Here is an 18,200-nt window from a genome sequence, read left to right as displayed (position 1 = left end):
CTACACTTCCGCCCCGTTATAACCAATTCCGTCCTCCAGAAGATGGCTATAACGTTAACTCAAGGCAAATAGCCATGCGTGATACTGTTCAAAATGAGACAAGAAGCAAGAGTCAAATTTTGGGAGGCAAGGATCAAAACAACCCGGGATTGCTGATATCGCAAGCGAAGCGTGTATTTTTGTCCGGGTTGCTATTTGCGGCGGCGCTTAGCGTTTGTCTCAATTTGCTACAGCTCACGATGCCTCTGTTTATGCTGCAAGTTCATGACAGGGTGCTCAATAGTCAGAGCATGGACACGCTCGTCATGCTCACCATTTTGGCGATCGGCGCCCTTATGGTGCTCGGAGTTCTGGAATTCATCCGCGCCCTGTCTTTCCAAGCCATCGGTGGCGCGCTCGTGCGCCGTTTAAACATGCCGGTCCTGGCCGCCGCCGTTCAGGCCTCGGTCGACCAGGGCCTGTCGCGCGCGACCCAGTCGCTTCGCGACATCGCAGAATTGCGAAGCTTCCTGACCTCGTCAGCGGTGACCGCCCCCCTCGACGCGGCCTGGTCACCGATCTTCCTCGGCGCCCTTTTCGTCCTGCATCCGCTTTTCGGCGTCATTGGAGCGGTCTCCGCAGCGCTGCTTCTTTGCGGCGGCCTGGTTACGGACATGTTGACACGCCAACTCACCAAGGAAGCGAACCAGACAAATATCGAGGCCGTGTCCAAGATTGGCGCATCGCTGCGCCATGCCGAGGCTATCGAGGCGATGGGTATGCTGCCGGCCCTGGCGAATCGTTGGCGGGCCCTGCAAATGCAGGCCCTCAACGGCTTTGAAACGAGTGGGAGCAGGAGCAAGGCGATGTCGTCCATCACCCGTAGCCTGCGCTATTCCATCCAGATCGTCACCCTGGCAGCCGGAGCATTTCTCGTGCTGGAGCAGGCAATCACGCCCGGCGCGATGATGGCATCGAGCATTCTTGTCGGACGCCTCCTGATACCCTTCGATTCGATCATCGACAATTGGCGGCAGTGGGTTCTGGCGATCGCGGGCTGGCGTCGCCTTGAGGCCACTCTCAAGGCGGACCTTGCGATCCGCCAAACGATGCCCACGCCGCATTCCTCGGGCGACATCGTGGTCGACAAGCTGGTCTACGCAGCCCCGGGACTGGATGTGCCGATCATCAAGGGCATTTCTTTCTCCCTCTCTCCGGGCGAGGTTCTGGGCGTGGTCGGTCCCTCCGCGGCAGGCAAATCGACCCTCGCGCGCCTGCTGGTCGGAATCTTGCGGCCCACGTCCGGCGGCGTCTTCCTCGACGGCAACAACACCTATCTCTGGGAGCGCAGCTCGTTCGGCCAAGTGGTCGGGTATCTGCCGCAATCCGTATCGCTTTTGGAAGGCACGATTCGAGAAAACATTGGGCGAATGGCCGAATGCGATCCATACAAAGTGCTGGAGGCGGCGCGACTGGCCGACATCCACGACATGATCGGACGCCTGCAACTCGGCTACGACACGCCCGTCGGCGACGGACACCTGACCCTTTCCGGAGGTCAGCGGCAGCGCATAGCGTTGGCGCGCTGCCTCTACAACAGCCCTCGTCTCATCGTGCTCGACGAGCCGAACGCAAACCTGGACGCGATTGGCGAGCAGGCCCTCATCCGCGCGATCCAGCACGCGCGCAGCGACGGCGCCATCGTCATCATAATCGCTCACAGGCCAGCCATCATGCAGGTCGCCGACAAGCTGCTCGTGCTCGAAAACGGCCGCGTCACACAGTTCGGGCCGCGAGCGGACGTGATTCCGGCCACAAAGCCGGGCGAAGCACGCCGCGAGGTGGCCGCGATATGACGGAGAAGAAGCCTCTTGCGGTCCGCCCCGACCTTTCCGAGCGTCGCCTGCCATTGCTTCGGCCGGTGTCGCTGAATGTCAGCCCCCCGGACTTGGAATTCGAACACCTTGATAGCCGCTCGCCGCTCCGCCGCCTTGTCATCGCCGGCGTCGCCACGATCCTGGTGTCCTTCGGTGGATTTTTTGCCTGGGCGTTTTCAACCGAACTCAGCAGCGCGACGGTCGCCAGCGGCACGGTCATTGTCGATTCGAAGAGAAAGACCATCAGCCATTTTGAAGGTGGTGTGATGAGCCGGCTGCTCGTTCAGGAGGGCGACAAGGTTTCTGCCGGGCAGCCCCTGATCGAGCTGGAGGATACGCGAGCCCGTTCCAGCCTGCGGTCGCTCCAAATCCGGCGCATTGGGCTAATCGCGAAACTGGCGCGACTGAAGGCCGAGCAGACCGACGCGCCCCGGATCAGCTTTCCACCCGATTTCGACAACGCCCGGGACGCCGCGATCGACGACGCCGTCACGGCGGAGACGATGTTTTTCGAAAAGCGGCGCGAGACCCAGGCGGGGCGCAACGAGGTCCAGAAAAAAACCATCGAGGAGTACCTCGAACAAGCGAAGTCACTCGCCATCCAGATCCAGGCGACGGACCAGCAAATCGACCTTATCGACGAGCAGCGCACGGCGATCGCAATGTTGGTAAAAAAAGGTGCCCTATCGCGAACCCAACTCATCGAGATTGAGTCCCGGCTCAGCGGGCATGCGCGGGAACGGAGCGAACTCGTCGGCGACAAGGCCCGGGCAGAAAAAGCCGGAGCGGGCGCGAAACTCGGACTGATCGGTATCGAAAGCGAGTTTCAGTCGACGATTGCCGGCGAGATCACGACGACACGCGTCGAGCTCGCCGATGTCGAAGAGCAGATCACCGCCTCCAAGGATGTGCTGCGGCGCCTTGAGATCCGCTCCCCGCAGGACGGTATCATCAGCAACATCTGGCTGCGCACCCCTGGCAGCGCGGTCACGCCCGGCCAGGCGCTGCTCGAGATCGTTCCGGAAAATGAGCCCCTGCTGATCGAGATGCGCGTCAATCCTCGTGACATCGACAGCATCGCCGTGGGCTCCCAGACACAGATTCGGTTGACGGCCTACAATCAGCGTTCCCGCCTGCCAATGGAAGGCGCCATCACCTATGTCGCCGCAGACCAGTCGGTCGATGAAAAGTCAAACGCCGCGTTCTTCGTCGCGCGCGCCAAAATCGACGCGGCCTCGCTCAAGGCAAACCCCGATGTCAGCCTCTATCCCGGCATGCCCGCGGAGGTGCTGATTGTCCACAAGTCACGCCTTGCGATCGAATACCTTACCTCTCCCGCCGTCGAGAGTTTCAATCGCGCCTTCAGGGAAGACTAGCACGCGGAAACGAAATAGAGAAAATCCGCGTGTAAATTGTTTCAATTTTTGAAGTTATTTCAAAGTAAAATAGGTGAATTTTACTTCATAAAAGCTGCCATTGCCGAAATAATGTACCATTAAGACTCAAATGGGGAAATTTATTTCTCAATATTGAGCATTTTATCTCATTTAGATACTTGCGTTGTTTTATATTGCAATGCACATTCCAAGCGCGAAATCGTCGCACGCAGCGCCGACAACGCGAACATATCAATCCAAAGAGGAGAGGCAGATGGCCACATTAGAAGGTGGAGCATACGACGACGCGCTGTTCGGCTCCCGCTTCAACGACTTCATTCGTGCCCATGGGGGCGATGATTTCGTGAGCGGCGGCAACGGGCACGACGTCGTGTTCGGTGATGACGGTGACGACCTGCTGTTCGGCGGAAAGGGAAACGATGCCCTGTTCGGCGGCGAGGGCAGCGACTTGCTGAATGGTGAAAACGGTGACGACACCCTCAACGGCGGCTGGGGTGATGACCTCCTGTACGGCGACAAGGGCAATGACATCCTGTTCGGCGGACACGGAAGCGACCTCCTGTCGGGCGGCAAGGGCAGCGACATACTGTACGGCGGCGACGGTGGAGACATCATCGACGGTGGTGCTGGCAACGACGTCCTGGCGGGCGGCGCCGGCCATGACATCTTCGTCTTCAATGGCGGCGGCGGGAATGACGTCATTCTTGACTTTGCCGCAGGCGAGGATCTTTTGCAGATTTCCAAGCATATCAATGGCCTGGATGTGTCTTCGCCCGAAGACCTGGCCTCGCGCATCACGCAGGTCGGCGGCAATGTCGTCGTGGATCTCGGCCATGGCGATACGCTCACCTTGGTCAACGTCGATGCCGACGACATCCATGCCAATCCCGAAAACTACTTCACCGTTCACTGAACCTGAGCTTTGCGCGCCCTGCTTCCTCCCGTGGGGCGTGCTCTTCCGATCCAGAGGGGCCGCGTGTGACGTTCGACGAAAAGATAGGCGCCACCAGCGTTTTCAGGAACGCAAAGATCTTTCGGCTCGGCAAGGAGCTGGCCGTTCTCATCTGGGATCTTCCCCCAACCCTTCCCGCCAGCACACGGTGCCTGTTGTCTATGGAGCAGTCGCCGATACCGCTCGTCAGCATGATGCTGCCGCTTGGCGACGGAGGGCAACGCATGTTCTGGGCGATGAGGCCCGAAAAACAGCCCGTGACCATCGATATCTGCACGGAACACGGCGGCACCGCCGAAACCGTCGTCATGCAGCCGGCGCGCATGCTTGCCCCCCTCGATGTCGAGGCCCTTTTCGCGGATCTTGCACCGGATGCCCGCATCAAGTTCATCAACAACCTGCTGACCGTATGGCGAAGCGCCTTCCGCATCGCCGGCGACCATCTTTTCAACATGGTGGTCGAAGACGCCCTTCATGCGCTCGTGCCCGAACCGCAAGCCGCCAGCATCGTCTGCCAGATCGCGCAGGGGCGCCATCTCATCGAGACAGCGATCAATCCCGATCTGGGCGACATCACGGCGATCTATGCGATCGGTGCAACGTCGATCACGCGCATGGCCGTAAGCCACATCCTCGGGCGAAGCGCGAAAAACGGCTTGCAATCCTGCCATTTCATCGCGGAGGCGCCCTCCCCTCCGTTTCTCATCGTCCTCCTCAGCAGGAATGGCGTCGCCATTCGCCAGCTTGCCGATAGCAAGCCTCGCCATGCCAGCCTCCAGAATTGGTGGGGCAAGAACAGCGAGGCTGTGGAGCTGCGCGAAATGATTGTCCGTCGGCTCGCCACCTTGCCGGACGGCGGCGCCGCCATGGCGATCGATCTTCAAACGCGCGCCCCGCTGGCGGCAAGCCGGATCGCCAAGTCGTCGATGCACCCGTCCGGGGAGATCGATCTCGCTCTGGCGCTCGACGGCGGTCTGCTGGCCGGCGGCTGGTTCCATGCGCCGTCGTCCGGGTTCGCCGGCATCGACTACGTCAAAGAGGACGGCACAGCGGTGCCGCTCGACGGGAACAGCTACGAATTTCCGGCATGGGCGCAAGGCAAGGACGAGAAGAGCAAGACCGATGTGACCGGTTTTATTGCCTGGATTCCGCTAACGGAATCCCCCGGACCGCTGCTGCAACCGCGATTTCAGATGCGCCTCGCCTCGGGAGCGGTCAGGCCGCTGATACCGAAGCCGCAGCCTTTCGAGCCCGCAACCCAACGAAACCATGTCCTGCGCGCCGTGCCGCCGCAGCATGCGGTCGACGGCGCCTTCCGCACGATCCTTGCCCCCGCCCTGCAGGACATCGAGCGGAGATTGGGCAAGACGATAGAGGTCGACTGCACAAAGGATTACAGCCTGACCGAAAGCGCGCCGCTCGTTTCGATTGTCGTGCCCCTCTACAAGGTGCTCGATTTCCTGCGTTTCCAATTGTCGGGGATGGCCACGGACCCGTGGCTCGCGGCCAACGCGGAGATCATCTACGTCCTTGATTCACCGGAAATCCAGGATGAGACGGAGCACCTGCTGGGCGGCCTGCATCTTCTGCACGGGCTGCCGATGAAGTTGGTGGTTATGAACCGCAACGGCGGCTATGCGCGTGCCTGCAATGCCGGCGCACGTTTTGCACGCGGCTCTATCCTTGTGATGCTCAATTCGGATGTCGTGCCCTGCACGCCCGGCTGGCTTCAAGTCCTGTCGGGCGCGCTGCTGGAAAACAGTACCCTGGGCGCCATCGGCCCGAAACTGATCTTCGAAGACGGATCGCTGCAGCATGCCGGGCTGTACTTCGGCCGCGACCAGCGCGGGATCTGGCTGAACCATCATTTCCACAAGGGCATGCCCGGCGACTACAGGCCGGCGCAGCATACCCGCGATGTACCTGGCGTCACCGGCGCCTGCCTGGTGGCTCGCAGAGAGACCTACGAGCGCGTTGGCGGCTTCACCGACGATTACGTGATCGGCGACTACGAAGACAGCGATCTCTGTCTCAAGATCCGCCGCCTCGGGCTGCAGATAGCCTATGAACCGGCGGCATGCCTTTATCACTTCGAACGCCGGTCGATCCGCCGCAGCCAGGACTACATGCGCGGCGTTGCCAGCCAGTACAATTCATGGCTGCACACGCAGCGCTGGGAGGACGATATCAGCGAACTGATGGCGAACCAATCCGGCCAAGACCCGCATCGCTCCACCGGCGCGGGAATCCGGGAAAGAAGCGCAGCGTGATGCAAGCAGCACTTCTGCAACCCTCCGCGCCGGCCCGGCTGATCGACGAGGACCGTGTTCGTTGGCTCATCGAATCCGTCCGGGGCAATCGTTTTCTGCCGCAACCGGAGAGCACCAACGTCTTTGTGGGAGACGGAGATTTCCGCGCGATAGGAGCGGAGTTTCTCGGCTATTTCATCCGCATCGGCGGCCTGCGCGAAGACAGCCGCGTGCTTGACATCGGTTGCGGTATCGGCCGGATGGCCGTGCCGCTCACCCAGTATCTCGATCCGCAAACGAGCCGCTACGATGGCATCGATCCGGTCGAGGACGGCATTGGCTGGTGCCAGCATGCGATCACGCCTGTCTACCCCAATTTCGCCTTCCAACGACTGGACATCGCACACGAGCTGTACAATCCGGGCGGCAAGATCAGCGGCAAGGCCTTGGCGCTGCCCTTTCCGGACCATCACTTCGACTTCGTCATCATGACGTCCGTGGTCACCCATCTGCCGCCCGTGGAAGTCCTTGCCTACCTCGCTGAAGTCCGCAGGGTCCTGTCACCCGGCGGACGCCTCTTCATGACCGCGTTCGTGGTGGACCGGATCGCGGCGGCCAACGAGAACGGGCGGCGCGATCCGCGTCTCGCTTTCCAACGCTATGGCGAAAGCCCATGCTGGTTCGTCCCCAACCAGCCACGGCTTGCCGCAATCGGCTTCGAAGACGGCTTTCTGGAGAGGGCGCTCGAACGCGCCGGCCTCTCCGTCTCCCTGAAATCGCTTGGCCATTGGCGCGGCACCAAAGCCAGTCACCATCAGGACTTCATCGTGGCGAAGCGCCGGGGAAGCGGTCGATGAGCAAGCGCATTCTGGTGGCCGCCCATAACCATCCGTCCCTTCATCCGGGTGGGACGGAGATATTCGCTCACGACCTGTTTCGCGCCTACCAGCGCGAGGGGCACGAAGCCCTGTTTCTCGGTGCCACGAACCAGATCCATCGCGAGGCGAGGCCGGGCACCAGCTTTCAGAGCATCGGCCCGGCGGGAGACGAAGTCCTGCTGTGGTCCGGACACTTCGACCGCTTCTTCATGAGCCAGATCGACCTCTATGGCATCGTGCCTGATATAACGGAACTGCTGCGCGATTTCCGGCCGGATGTGGTTCACCTCCACCATCTCCTGCTGCTCGGCGCCGAGTTCCCGCACATTGTCCGGCGCACCCTGCCCCACTGCCAGATTGTCATGACACTGCATGACTACTACCCGATCTGCCATCATGACGGCCTGATGGTGCGCACCGGCAGCAAGGAACTTTGTCACCAGGCCAGCCCGGACCGCTGCCATGGCTGCTTCAAGGACATTCCGCTCGATCGATTTGCCTTGCGCGAAGTTCACCTGAAGGCCCTGCTGAGCACGGTCGACCACTTCGTCTCGCCAAGCGCTTTCTTACGGGAGCGTTTCGTGCAGTGGGGACTGGATGCGGATAAGATCAGCGTCATTCCCAATGGCATCCCCACCCGAAATACCGGCGTTCGAAGAGAGCTGCTCGAGGGCGGGCGGCCGGTCTTCGGATATTTCGGAAATCTCAACCCCTGGAAAGGGATAACCGTGTTGCTCGACGCCGCGCGACAGCTTCTGGCCGACGGTCTTGATTTCGAACTCCGCGTCCATGGCGGCGCGCCCTTCCAGAGTAGCGCCTTCGTCGACGAGATCGATCGGCGCTTTGCCGAAACGTCGGCATCGGTGCAGTCCCGAGGCCCCTATCGACGCGAAGACATCGGCGATCTGGTGGCCGCGGTCGATTGCACCATCGTTCCGTCCGTCTGGTGGGAGAACGCACCCTTGGTCATTCAGGAAGCCCAGGCTCAGGGCCGTCCGGTCATCGCCAGCAACATCGGGGGCATGGCCGAAATGATCGAGCACGGCGTCAACGGCCTGACCGTTCCACCCAACGATGCCCGAGCACTCGCCGCGACGATGCGGAACATATTGGAAGAACCGAACCTGCTACGCCGGTTCTCCGAAAACGCGCGCAAGCCCGACGACATCGACACGACCGCCCGCCGCTACCTCAAGCGGATCGAAACGACGCAGGTTCAGGCATAGGAGACCCCATGGCCAATCCCGCTGAACGACCGGATGCCGCATCCGAACAGGACAACGCCAAGCCGATGAACGGCCGGGTGGATGCCATCGATATGGGCAGGATTTTCGGCTGGGCATTCGACCCGATGGCGCCGGATCAACGGCTGACCATCCGCGTCCTGCTCGATGGCAAGGTGATTGCGGAGGCCGTTGCCGATCGCAATCGTCCCGACCTTCGACGCAACGGCATCGGCGACGGCAAGCACGCATTTGAAATCGCACTACCCGACCCCATCCACTCGCGAACGAACGATATCGTCGTCGTGGCGCGAAATGAAAGCGGTTCAGAGCAGGCCTTGCGCGTGCCCCAGCCAGACGAGCAAGCGGCCGAAGCCCTTATCGCCGCGCCGCTGGCCAAAGTGCTCGATAAGCTCGACGTGCTGATGGCGGCACAGCGACAGTTGCAGGTCTCCCAGCGCTCATTGCAGCGGCCATCGGAAATCGATTCCGACAAGGCCGAAACCACCGGCCTATCCGATATCAGCCACGCCGTCGAAAGCCTCAGGGTGGATATCAGCCAGCGGCTGAATGATCTCGATGTCCACCTTATGCGGATGGATGGGGTCGTGGCAGGAATGGAGAAGAACCTGAATACGTTGCGCAAGCGTGCGAACGGCGAGTTGAAGCCCCTGCTGCTGCTGCTGTTCGTTCTTGTGGGATTTGTCACAGGCGCCAGCCTTGCGCTGATGGCCAAGATCTGATCCAGGGAGGGTAAGGCGTGCTGGTTAAAGAACGATCCCCGGCGGTTACGAGCCCCACGCCAGGCAAGCATGCGGCGAGCAGGGCAATGCGCTCCGGAAGGGTTATCGGCTGCCGCGTCGATGAGACAACCTTGCTGATCATCGGCCTCGGCCGTGTCCCGGCCGGCAACGTAGCCGTTACGGTCGGCGACGATCAAACAGTCACCCGAAGCGTGTTTGTCTCGGAATGGCGGCTGGCCGCACCCTCACCACGGGCGAGGCACGGCTTTGCCGCCCTCCTGGTAACGGAGGACACGGACCTGGCCATGGCCACGATCCGGTTCGGAGAAGAGGAGACGGGCGCGCACTTTGTCTTCGCGCCCCGGCCTGCCTCCGCTGAGGAAGCAGCAGCGCTTGTGCTCGAATCCGCTGGATCTCAGTCGGCCGCCGTTATCGACCGGCTCGTGGACAGTCTGATGGCCGGCAATCTCAGCCGCCACAGACTTGTGACCATCATCGCTCTCTTACAAGCAACCCAGGCAAGCGATGGTTTCGTCGAGTTGATCGGTGAAAGCCATGATGGCGTGACGTTCCTGCAAGGCTGGAGCCGCGGCATGGCGCCTGGGCCTTGCCGGATGTGCGCGATCGGGAACACGACACCGGTGGTCGCGGAGTGTGGCATCGCAGTCTTTCCTCGCCCGGACGCTCCCGACAGCGCCYCCGGTTTTGTCGGCCTTCTCGAAGTCAATCAGGCTGCCCGCGCTCTCGACATCGAAGGTCTGGTCTTTCGGGCGCGCGCCGGTTGGCGGCACATTGCGGTCCACCCCCGAAAGCGCATCGCCGGCCCGCTGGAAACGCCCGAACATATCCGCTCGATCCTGTTGCGGACCCAAGGCTCTCCGGACGTGCTCCTGTCCCTGCGAGCAGCCGCCAACAGCTTTGAGGGCAAGGAAACCGTCTCCAGCCTGCCGTATCCCGTCCGGATGGGAATAGACAACACATTCGAGGCCGATAGAGGAAATCTCCTCGCCTCCGGTTGGCTTTACGACCCCGACGGCCACGTCGCCACGGTGAGATTGCGCCGAGGCAATGCCGCGACTCGCCTCGACGAATGCTGGACGCGTTTCGATCGCCCCGATGTCACTGACAGCTTCAACGAGCAGCAGCCCTTCACCCCGGGCCTTCGGGGCGAACAACATACGCATGGCTTCATCGCCCAGGCCCAATTGCCGAGTGAAGATCCTGATGCGCCCCTCTACTTCGAGCTGACGCTGCGCGATTTGCGCCGTGCGTTTTTGCCGGTGAAACCAACGCGGGCTTCGGCGCGTTCGGCGACATTGCGCCAGATCGGCTCCATCGATCCCGCAAACTGTGCGCTGCCGGCAATCGTCGACACACAACTTATCCCGTTTCTCAGACGATCAGGAAGGTCGGCGCCGATCATCGACACCGTCCTGGATGCCGGATCTTTCGATGAGGAAAACAGCCCGCCGATCGTCATCGGCGCCGGAGAAAGCGAGGAGGACATCGCCCCGCTCATGGCCTTGCTCGCGCTTGACCCGGAAACCCGGCGCGTGCCGATCGTGATCGCCATGCCTGCGGAGCGCTTTCGCAGGCAGGCCACCCGCCTGGGCGAACTCGCGCGGTTCTATCGCCTTTCGGTCAGGCTGGTATCGGCTAAGGGAACAGGCGACGTCTACGACTTGCTTGAAGCCGGCACGCAAGCACTCTCCTGTGAAACGGTCGTGTCGCTCTCCGCCTCGCTGATCCCGCACGGCACAGGCTGGTACGGCAAACTCGTGGCCACAACCGCGACCCTGAAAGGAAGCATCGTCTCGCCCGTCCAAGTTTACGAGGACCATTCCGTTCGCTGGGCGGGAAGCTGGATCGATGACGACAACGGCGACCAACCCGTTGTCGGCCGCTATGCCGGATATCCGCTCAAAGCGGTCATCGACATGCAGCTGACCCGTATCGCGGCCGCCTCGCTCGAGTGCTGCATCATGCCCCGCGACGCTCTGGCACGCGTGGGTGGCTTTTCCGGCGGCTATCTGGGCGCCCATGAAAAAGGCCTGGATCTCGGCCTCCGTCTCAACCGGTCCGGCATCGATTCCTATTTGCTGCCATCGGTGCAGATGTGGGGCTGCGACGACACACGCGACGGCGATAGCCCGGCAATCGCCGCTCTGGTGGAAAAGATCGATCGAAAGATCTTCAAGAGCCAATGGTCGCCGGTCCTCGCCGTTGAAAAACAGCTGGAAAAGAGGCTCGCATGAACGAGAAGCTTCGCGTCCTTGTCGTCTCGCATGCGCACCCGACAATCTCCCTCGGCGGGGCTGAAATCGCATCTCACAACCTGCATCGCGGCCTGAAGGCATTGCCGAACGTGGAATCGGTTTACCTGGCTCGGGTCGGCCATCCAGTCCCGCGGCACGCCGCGTCCGCGCTGATGAGCCTTCGCCTTGCCGAAGATGAACTACTGTTCCACACGGACGACTACGATCATTTCTTTTTGTCCAACGGCGATACGCAGGCGATCAGCCGGGACCTGTTGCGTTTCGCACGCGATCTCAGGCCTCATGTCGTGCATTTCCACCATGTTCTCGGCATCGGTCTCGAAGCGCTCTACGCCCTGAGAGAAGCATTTCCGCACGCGGCCATACTCGTCACGTTCCACGAATACCTGTCGATCTGCCACAACCACGGGCAGATGGTGAAACGGCCTTCCGGCCAGCTCTGCGAAACAGCATCCCCTGTCGCCTGCCACGGCTGCTTTCCCGACATCCCCGTCTCCCGCTTCTTGAAGCGGGAGCTGCTTGCGCGCGGGATGCTGGGCCTTGCCGACGCATTCGTCTCCCCCAGCCGGTTTCTGGCGGAGCGCTACGCCGCATGGGGCATCGAAAAGAGCAAGCTCTGCGTGATCGAAAACGGGATCGCCGTGGAAGCGGCTGCCCCCGCGCGCGCGTTGCAAGGCGCCAACCCCCGCCGCAACCGCTTTGCCTATTTCKGGCAGATGACGCCGTTCAAGGGGGTCGACGTCCTGATCGACGCCGTTTCGCGCATCCCGAAGGAGATATGGGGCGAAGACTCCTGCCTGATGATCTTCGGCGGCAACCTCGAGCGACAGCCGGTCGAATTCCAGGAGCGGATGAAGAAGCTCATCGCAGACGCCGGCCCCCGCGTCCGCTTCTACGGCGCATACCAGAACGCGGACGTGCCGCGCCTGATGCGTTCGGTCGACTGGGTGGTTCTGCCGTCCGTCTGGTGGGAAAATTCGCCCGTCGTAATCCAGGAGGCCCTGCTCCATGGCAGGCCGATGATCTGCTCCGATATTGGCGGGATGGCTGAGAAGGTGCGTGAGGGCAAGGACGGCCTGCACTTCCGCGCAGGCAGCAGCCAGGATCTCGCCGACCGTATCGTCGAGGCATTGGGCGATAGCCACATCTGGGATCGGCTGCGCGCTTCCATGCGACAACCCGCCGACCACCTCGGCAGCGCACGCGAACACGTCAAGCTCTACCGCGCACTGCTGCGGCGGAAACTCGATGCCGCCATGGCCGAGAGCCCTGTGCTTCTTTCGCACTCGCTTTGACGACGCTCGTCTTGAAGAACGCTGAAACGGCTTCGACCAAGCGACGATCGATGCAACCAAACCCTTGAGAAAGACCGTTCGCAAGGTCGTATGAACTGGAGGCTACCTACAATGCACAAGAAAGTCCGCAAGGCCATCATCCCCGCCGCCGGTTTTGGAACACGGATGCTGCCGGCAACCAAAAGCGTTCCCAAGGAATTGCTGCCCGTCGTCGATCGGCCAATCATCGACTACATCGTCGCGGAGGCCTTCGCCTCTGGCATAGAGCACGTCGTCATCGTCACCGGGCGCATGAAGGGTGCGATCGAAGACTACTTCGACCACGCTTTCGAAATCGATGTCTGCCTGCGCAACGCCGGCAAGCACGGCCTGGCCGACCAGATGGCGCGGCACACGCCGGCGACCGGAAGCATTTCCTTCGTGCGCCAGCAACAGGCGCGCGGCCTGGGGCACGCGGTATCGACGGCGCGTCAGATCATCGGAGACGAACCCTTTGCCGTCCTGCTCCCCGACATGCTGATGGTCGACGAGGAACCGTGCCTCAAATCTATGATGGACCTTCATGACCGTCACGGCGGTAACATTGTCGCCGTGGAAAGATGCGCGCCCGAGGAGGCCCACAAATTCGGCATCGTGTCCCTGAAGCCGACGGGTGACGGTCCGCTTGTGACGGGTCTCGTGGAAAAGCCGGCGCCGGGCACGGCGCCGAGCAACCTGTTCATTTCCGGACGATACATCCTGCGGCCAGAGATCTTCGATTTGCTGGAGAACCAGTCTCCCGGCGCCGGCGGCGAAATTCAGCTGACCGACGCCATGATCGCGCTTATGGACAGGCAGACGATCAGGCCGTTCGAGTTCCGCGGCCGCACCTTCGATTGCGGCTCGCCCGCGGGCTTCGTGAGTGCCAACTTGCACATGGCAATGGCCCGCGCCGACCTCGGCGCCCACGTCACCATGGAGATCGAAACCCTCGTCGCCGCACGGCGCGCGGTCGCCTGAGCAATGCATCTGAAGCAGATCGCTGGAGGGGATCTGCTTCAGGCCTTTGCATTTGTTTTGCTTGTCTTTTCCTCACAACCAATGCCTGGCTTCGGGAGAACCGCATCGACCCGAGGCGGGCCTGCCCTCTTCAGGAAGGTATCTTGTCGAGTAGGCTCGGCAGCATTCGGATCACGAAAGCGTCACGCCAACCGCGCTGCGGCTGCGCGCGATACGGCCGTCCAGTTCCGCTATCCGGCGGGCGAAACCGGCATTTTCAGGCTGAATCGTCATGGCATCGGCAAGCATGGTCCGCGCCGTCACGAGCTCACCGTCGCGAATGTGGCGGTTGGCCCGATGGTAGAGGAAGTTTGCTTTCTCGACCGCAGAGAAAGCCGAGCCGAAGCGCGCATCAAATCGATCGGCCCAGGCAGGATGGCGGGCGCTCGCCGTCACAGCAATCTGATAGGGGCGCATCGGTGCCGTCACGCGCGCTGCGCGGGTCAAAGCGCGCAGACCCGCAAGATCGTCCCCGCGGCAGGCTTCGATCAACGACAGCGCGCGCGCCGTCCCAGCGAAAGCCCGAACCGTGCCATGGCCGGTCATGTGGACCGGCACAAGATGTGTCCTCTCCTGCAGCGTCGCTATTTGCACAGCGTGCCGGTGGTCGACGGCGTGGAACGGATCGAAGAAGAGATAGGCACGGCCAGCGGCGTGATCGGGCGCGATCCCCATGCCGGCGTGGAGGTCGGGCGAGAAATGGCGTGCGAACCTTCTGTCGAAAGGAACGGCCTTTGGATCTATCGAGACTTGCGGGCAAAAGGCGATGGCAACGGTAGCGTTGAAGCGCCTGCGGTAGCGCAACGCCGCGTAGCCGCCTTGCGAGTGCCCGTAGAGGATCCGCTCCGGTGCTGTGCGAAGAATGGGCGCGGCCGCCTCGACAGCCTTGACGACGCTCGCCGCCGGAAACCAGTTTGGCCGTCGGCTGATGAAGCCAAGCGCCGAAATGTCAGCTTTTTCGCAGAACCGCTGCCCCCAGAAGCGGCTGCCGTTCGCCTTCATTTCCATCTCATTAAAGGTGATGAGAAGATAGGGAGATGACCCTGCGCGATGAATCACCTCCAAGTTCTCATCTGAATATACGAACATGCGGCCCACCCACCAAACAATCATCGACACAATATACTTCAATATTTGAAATATCGCCTCCAAAACGGAAGTAGATGGAATATGTAGTTCGAAATCAATCCATAGTCCACACTCTCGCTTTCCGGATATATTGCTTAATCGCTCCGGCCCATCGAGACGTCATCATGGGTGACGCGGGCAACGTCGCCCTCGACATGATGAAAAGTCACCCTCAGTCTATGGAAGAATTCGACGGTTTTCCCGCTCCGGACCAAAAACGTTGCATGGTCGGAAACAAGCGTTGGGCAGCCGTCAGAGTGAGGACCGTCGCGGGGCAGTATTTTCGTCACTTCTCTGACAGTCATGCCTGCACCAAGGAAAGCGACCCGACCCTATGGGCGGGCCGCGAACCTTGTTGAGAACGCAGGGGATTACACCCACTGCCACTGAGTGCCGACCCGGGTGGCGATCGCGCGCTTGGCAATCGCACACCGAAATCCCGGTGCCATCCGTGCAAGCCGGCGTTCGACGTGCCGTAGACGGGCGATCTACCGTTTGTTCGGGGCAGACAGCGTCCGGTCCATTCAAAATGGACCTTGCATAGTCGGATCGCCGTCAGGTTGATGGACGAATTGCTACAGCAGGAAGTCGCTCGCCACGAAAGTCACCGCATCGTCGAGATGAATGGCGAAGTCGGCTTTCTTGTCGCCGTTGACATCGCCGTAAACGTAGGTGTCGCTTGCCTGCTTGTCGTAGCGCAGTTCGCCCTTAGCGCCGCTKAAGGCCGCCGTTCCCTTGAAGAGGAAGCTCTGGTCGCCGGTTGTCGCCGTGTTGGCGTCGATGGCTGACAGGCTGATCTTGTCGCCCTGCGCATGGCTGAAATCGAAAATCGTGTCCCGTCCGGTCGACGAGACAGTCGAGTCCGAGAGCGTCTTGAAGATGAACGTGTCGGCGCCCGTTCCGCCATAAAGATCGTCCGCACCCAGGCCGCCTGCCAGCATGTCCTTGCCCAAGCCGCCGTTCAGGACATTGACGCCGGTGTTTCCGGTCAGCGTATCGGCGAAGCTGGTGCCCGTCAGGTTCTCGATCGACGAATAGCTGTCGCCCTTGGCGTCGCCGGTATTTGTCGAGGCATTGGTGAGGTTGGCGGCTACACCCGCCGTCGCACCGGCATAGGAGGCTGTGTCGGTGCCCGTCCCGCCCTTCAGGGTGTCGGCACCCGCTGCGCCAGAGAGCAGATCGTTGCCCGCACCGCCCGAAAGTGCGTTGACGCCGGCGTCGCCGGTCAGCGTGTCGGCGAAGGCGGAGCCGGTCACGTTCTCGATGGAGAGGAGCAAATCGCCCTCCGCGTCACCTCCAATTCCGGTGCCGAAGAGGTTTAACGAAAGAGCGACCTGCACGCCTGAGGCCGATGCGCTGTAGCTGGCCGTGTCCGAACCATCTCCGCCGTCAAGAATGTCAGCACCCGCACCGCCCTGGATCAGATCGTTGCCCGAATCACCGAAAATGGTGTTGCCGCCGCTGTCGCCGGTCAGCGTGTCTGCGAAGCTGGAACCCGAAAACTTCTCGATCGAGACATAGACGTCGCCTTTGGCATCACCCGTGTTGGCGGATGTACTGGCAAGGTTGGCGATCACGCCCGCTGTCGCACCGGCATAGGAGGCGGTATCGGCTCCCGTCCCACCATCAAGCTTGTCGGCACCCGCCCCGCCGGAGAGCATATCGTTGCCCGCGCCGCCCGAAAGTACGTTGGCACCGGCATGGCCGGTCAGCTTGTCTCCAAAGGCGGAGCCGGTCAGGTTCTCGACGGAGTAGAGCATATCCCCCGCCGCGTCACCTCCGGTTCCGGTGCCGGCCACATTTAATGCCAGAGCGACCTGCACACCTGAAGCCGATGCGCTGTAGCTGGCCGTGTCCGAGCCATCTCCGCCGTCAAGAACGTCAGCACCCGCACCGCCCTGCATCAGATCGTTACCCGAACTACTCCACAGTGTGTTATTGCCGCTGTCGCCAGTCAGGGTATCAGCATAAACACTGCCCTTGAGGTTCTCGAAATTGAGGAACTGGTCACCTTGCGCATCGCCACCGAAGGTGCTGCCGGTGGCGAGATTGACCTTTACGCCAGCGTCCGATGTGCCATAGTCGAGCGTATCGATACCGTCCATTCCATCCAGATAATCACCACCCGCGCCACCACTAATCGTGTCGTTCCCATCCCAGCCAAAGAGCTCGTTGTAGTTGCCGTTGCCGATCAAAGTGTCGTTGAATTTGCCGCCCCATACGTCCTCGATCGAACGGTAGGTATCGCCCTCCGCCATGCCACCGAACCCGTGGCCGCTCTGCAGGTTAATGGTCATTTCGGATGTGGCGATCTGTTGATAGTAGACAACGTCCTGGCCCGATCCTCCATCAATGGCGTCGGTGCCAGCACCGGGAACGAACCCATCCTCGCCAGTCCCGCCTTTAGCCGTTTTCACGTCACCATCGACCCCTTGGTGGAGATAAATCATATCGTCGCCCGCCCCACCATAGACACCGTCGTTTCCCGATCCGCTGTAAAGGATGTCCGCTCCGGCGCCGCCGTCCAGGACGTCGGCTCCCGCGCCGCCAGATATATCGTCGTCACCACCGTTGCCTGCAAGCGTATCATTGCCGTCGCCGCCGTTGATCGAGTCAGACAAATCGCCGCCGTACAGGTAATCGTTACCGCCTAGTCCATGTATTTGGTTTTGTTCGTTTTCTTTGCCGACGTAAACGTCGTTTAAGGAGGTGCCGGTATAGACGTTCGTCATTGGTTGGTTCCTTGATGGGTGGCTCGGATTCCCGGCGCACAGGTGTGGTGTCGGATAAGGCAGGCGCGCCTATCGGCGCCCGCTTGTAGATCTGGGAATGTCAGCGGAGGCTGAGCAATTTCGTCAGGGCGCAGTCGGCAAAGGGCTGAGTTCCTGCTGTTTATTGGCAGCCTCGATCATCACTGCGCTGACCGTGGCGTAGGCGCCTGTCCAGGCGCTTCGCAATGCGGGCGTGAAACGCTCGCCGAAGAACAGCGACAGGGTTTCGAGAAGAGCGACGCCCACGGTGGCATAGTGTTCGTCGCGGACACCGTAACGCGTGTGCTTGACGGCGAGTGTCTTCAGCGTCGGCGTGACCGCCTCGAGGTTTCGCAGGACCGCCTCGAGGTTTCGCAGCGCGCCCACGACGAGCGCCAGCGCCGCCATCAGCTTC

13 protein-coding genes are annotated in these 18,200 nt (G+C 61.4%); 10 read left to right on the top strand and 3 right to left on the bottom strand.

Features of this window, described 5'->3' with window-relative positions; translation table 11 throughout:
* Positions 1 to 74 precede the first annotated feature (74 nt).
* From AC1D17_RS10115 to AC1D17_RS10070, 10 genes are all read left to right on the top strand, one after another.
* Complete coding sequence (locus AC1D17_RS10115) at positions 75 to 1,835, top strand: type I secretion system permease/ATPase (protein ID WP_477565280.1); 1,761 nt, start codon at positions 75 to 77, stop codon at positions 1,833 to 1,835.
* On the top strand, positions 1,832 to 3,232 hold the full coding sequence (locus tag AC1D17_RS10110) for an HlyD family type I secretion periplasmic adaptor subunit (protein ID WP_477565279.1): 1,401 nt from the start codon (positions 1,832 to 1,834) through the stop codon (positions 3,230 to 3,232). Before AC1D17_RS10115 ends, AC1D17_RS10110 begins: the two co-directional genes overlap by 4 nt.
* 274 nt (positions 3,233 to 3,506) lie before the next feature.
* On the top strand, positions 3,507 to 4,166 hold the full coding sequence (locus tag AC1D17_RS10105) for a calcium-binding protein (RefSeq protein ID WP_477565278.1): 660 nt from the start codon (positions 3,507 to 3,509) through the stop codon (positions 4,164 to 4,166).
* 65 nt (positions 4,167 to 4,231) lie between these two features.
* Complete coding sequence (locus AC1D17_RS10100; RefSeq protein WP_477565277.1) at positions 4,232 to 6,475, top strand: glycosyltransferase family 2 protein; 2,244 nt, start codon at positions 4,232 to 4,234, stop codon at positions 6,473 to 6,475.
* A complete protein-coding gene (locus AC1D17_RS10095) occupies positions 6,472 to 7,311 on the top strand; it encodes a class I SAM-dependent methyltransferase (RefSeq protein WP_477565276.1) in 840 nt (279 codons plus the stop codon). Before AC1D17_RS10100 ends, AC1D17_RS10095 begins: the two co-directional genes overlap by 4 nt.
* A complete protein-coding gene (locus tag AC1D17_RS10090) occupies positions 7,308 to 8,558 on the top strand; it encodes a glycosyltransferase family 4 protein (protein WP_477565275.1) in 1,251 nt (416 codons plus the stop codon). Before AC1D17_RS10095 ends, AC1D17_RS10090 begins: the two co-directional genes overlap by 4 nt.
* Positions 8,559 to 8,566: 8 nt before the next feature.
* Entirely contained in the window at positions 8,567 to 9,298 is a 732-nt protein-coding gene (locus AC1D17_RS10085) for a hypothetical protein (RefSeq protein WP_477565274.1), read from the top strand.
* Between the two features lie 86 nt (positions 9,299 to 9,384).
* Positions 9,385 to 11,553 carry a glycosyltransferase family 2 protein gene (locus tag AC1D17_RS10080; protein ID WP_477565273.1) on the top strand — a complete coding sequence of 723 codons (2,169 nt, stop codon included), beginning with the start codon at positions 9,385 to 9,387 and terminating at the stop codon, positions 11,551 to 11,553.
* Positions 11,550 to 12,869: a glycosyltransferase family 4 protein gene (locus AC1D17_RS10075; protein ID WP_477565272.1), complete on the top strand. Its 1,320-nt coding sequence runs from the start codon at positions 11,550 to 11,552 to the stop codon at positions 12,867 to 12,869. The genes AC1D17_RS10080 and AC1D17_RS10075 overlap by 4 nt, the downstream gene beginning before the upstream one ends.
* 111 nt (positions 12,870 to 12,980) lie before the next feature.
* Positions 12,981 to 13,868: a UTP--glucose-1-phosphate uridylyltransferase gene (locus tag AC1D17_RS10070; protein ID WP_477565271.1), complete on the top strand. Its 888-nt coding sequence runs from the start codon at positions 12,981 to 12,983 to the stop codon at positions 13,866 to 13,868.
* 171 nt (positions 13,869 to 14,039) lie between these two features.
* Here AC1D17_RS10070 and AC1D17_RS10065 read toward each other — a convergent pair whose 3' ends face one another.
* The 3 genes from AC1D17_RS10065 to AC1D17_RS10055 form a co-directional block, all read right to left on the bottom strand.
* Entirely contained in the window at positions 14,040 to 14,996 is a 957-nt protein-coding gene (locus tag AC1D17_RS10065) for a hypothetical protein (RefSeq protein WP_477565461.1), read from the bottom strand.
* Between the two features lie 614 nt (positions 14,997 to 15,610).
* Positions 15,611 to 17,767, bottom strand: a complete 2,157-nt coding sequence (locus AC1D17_RS10060; RefSeq protein WP_477565270.1) for a hypothetical protein — start codon at positions 17,765 to 17,767, stop codon at positions 15,611 to 15,613.
* A 123-nt stretch (positions 17,768 to 17,890) separates the two neighbouring features.
* Positions 17,891 to 18,200, bottom strand: a 310-nt coding sequence (locus AC1D17_RS10055) for a globin domain-containing protein (RefSeq protein ID WP_477565269.1), incomplete at its 5' end; no start/stop codon positions are given.

The organism is Pararhizobium sp. P1_E7 (assembly GCF_056405855.1).
The sequence above is the reverse complement of the archived record's forward strand: the minus strand, read 5'-3'. Positions and strand labels throughout refer to the sequence as shown.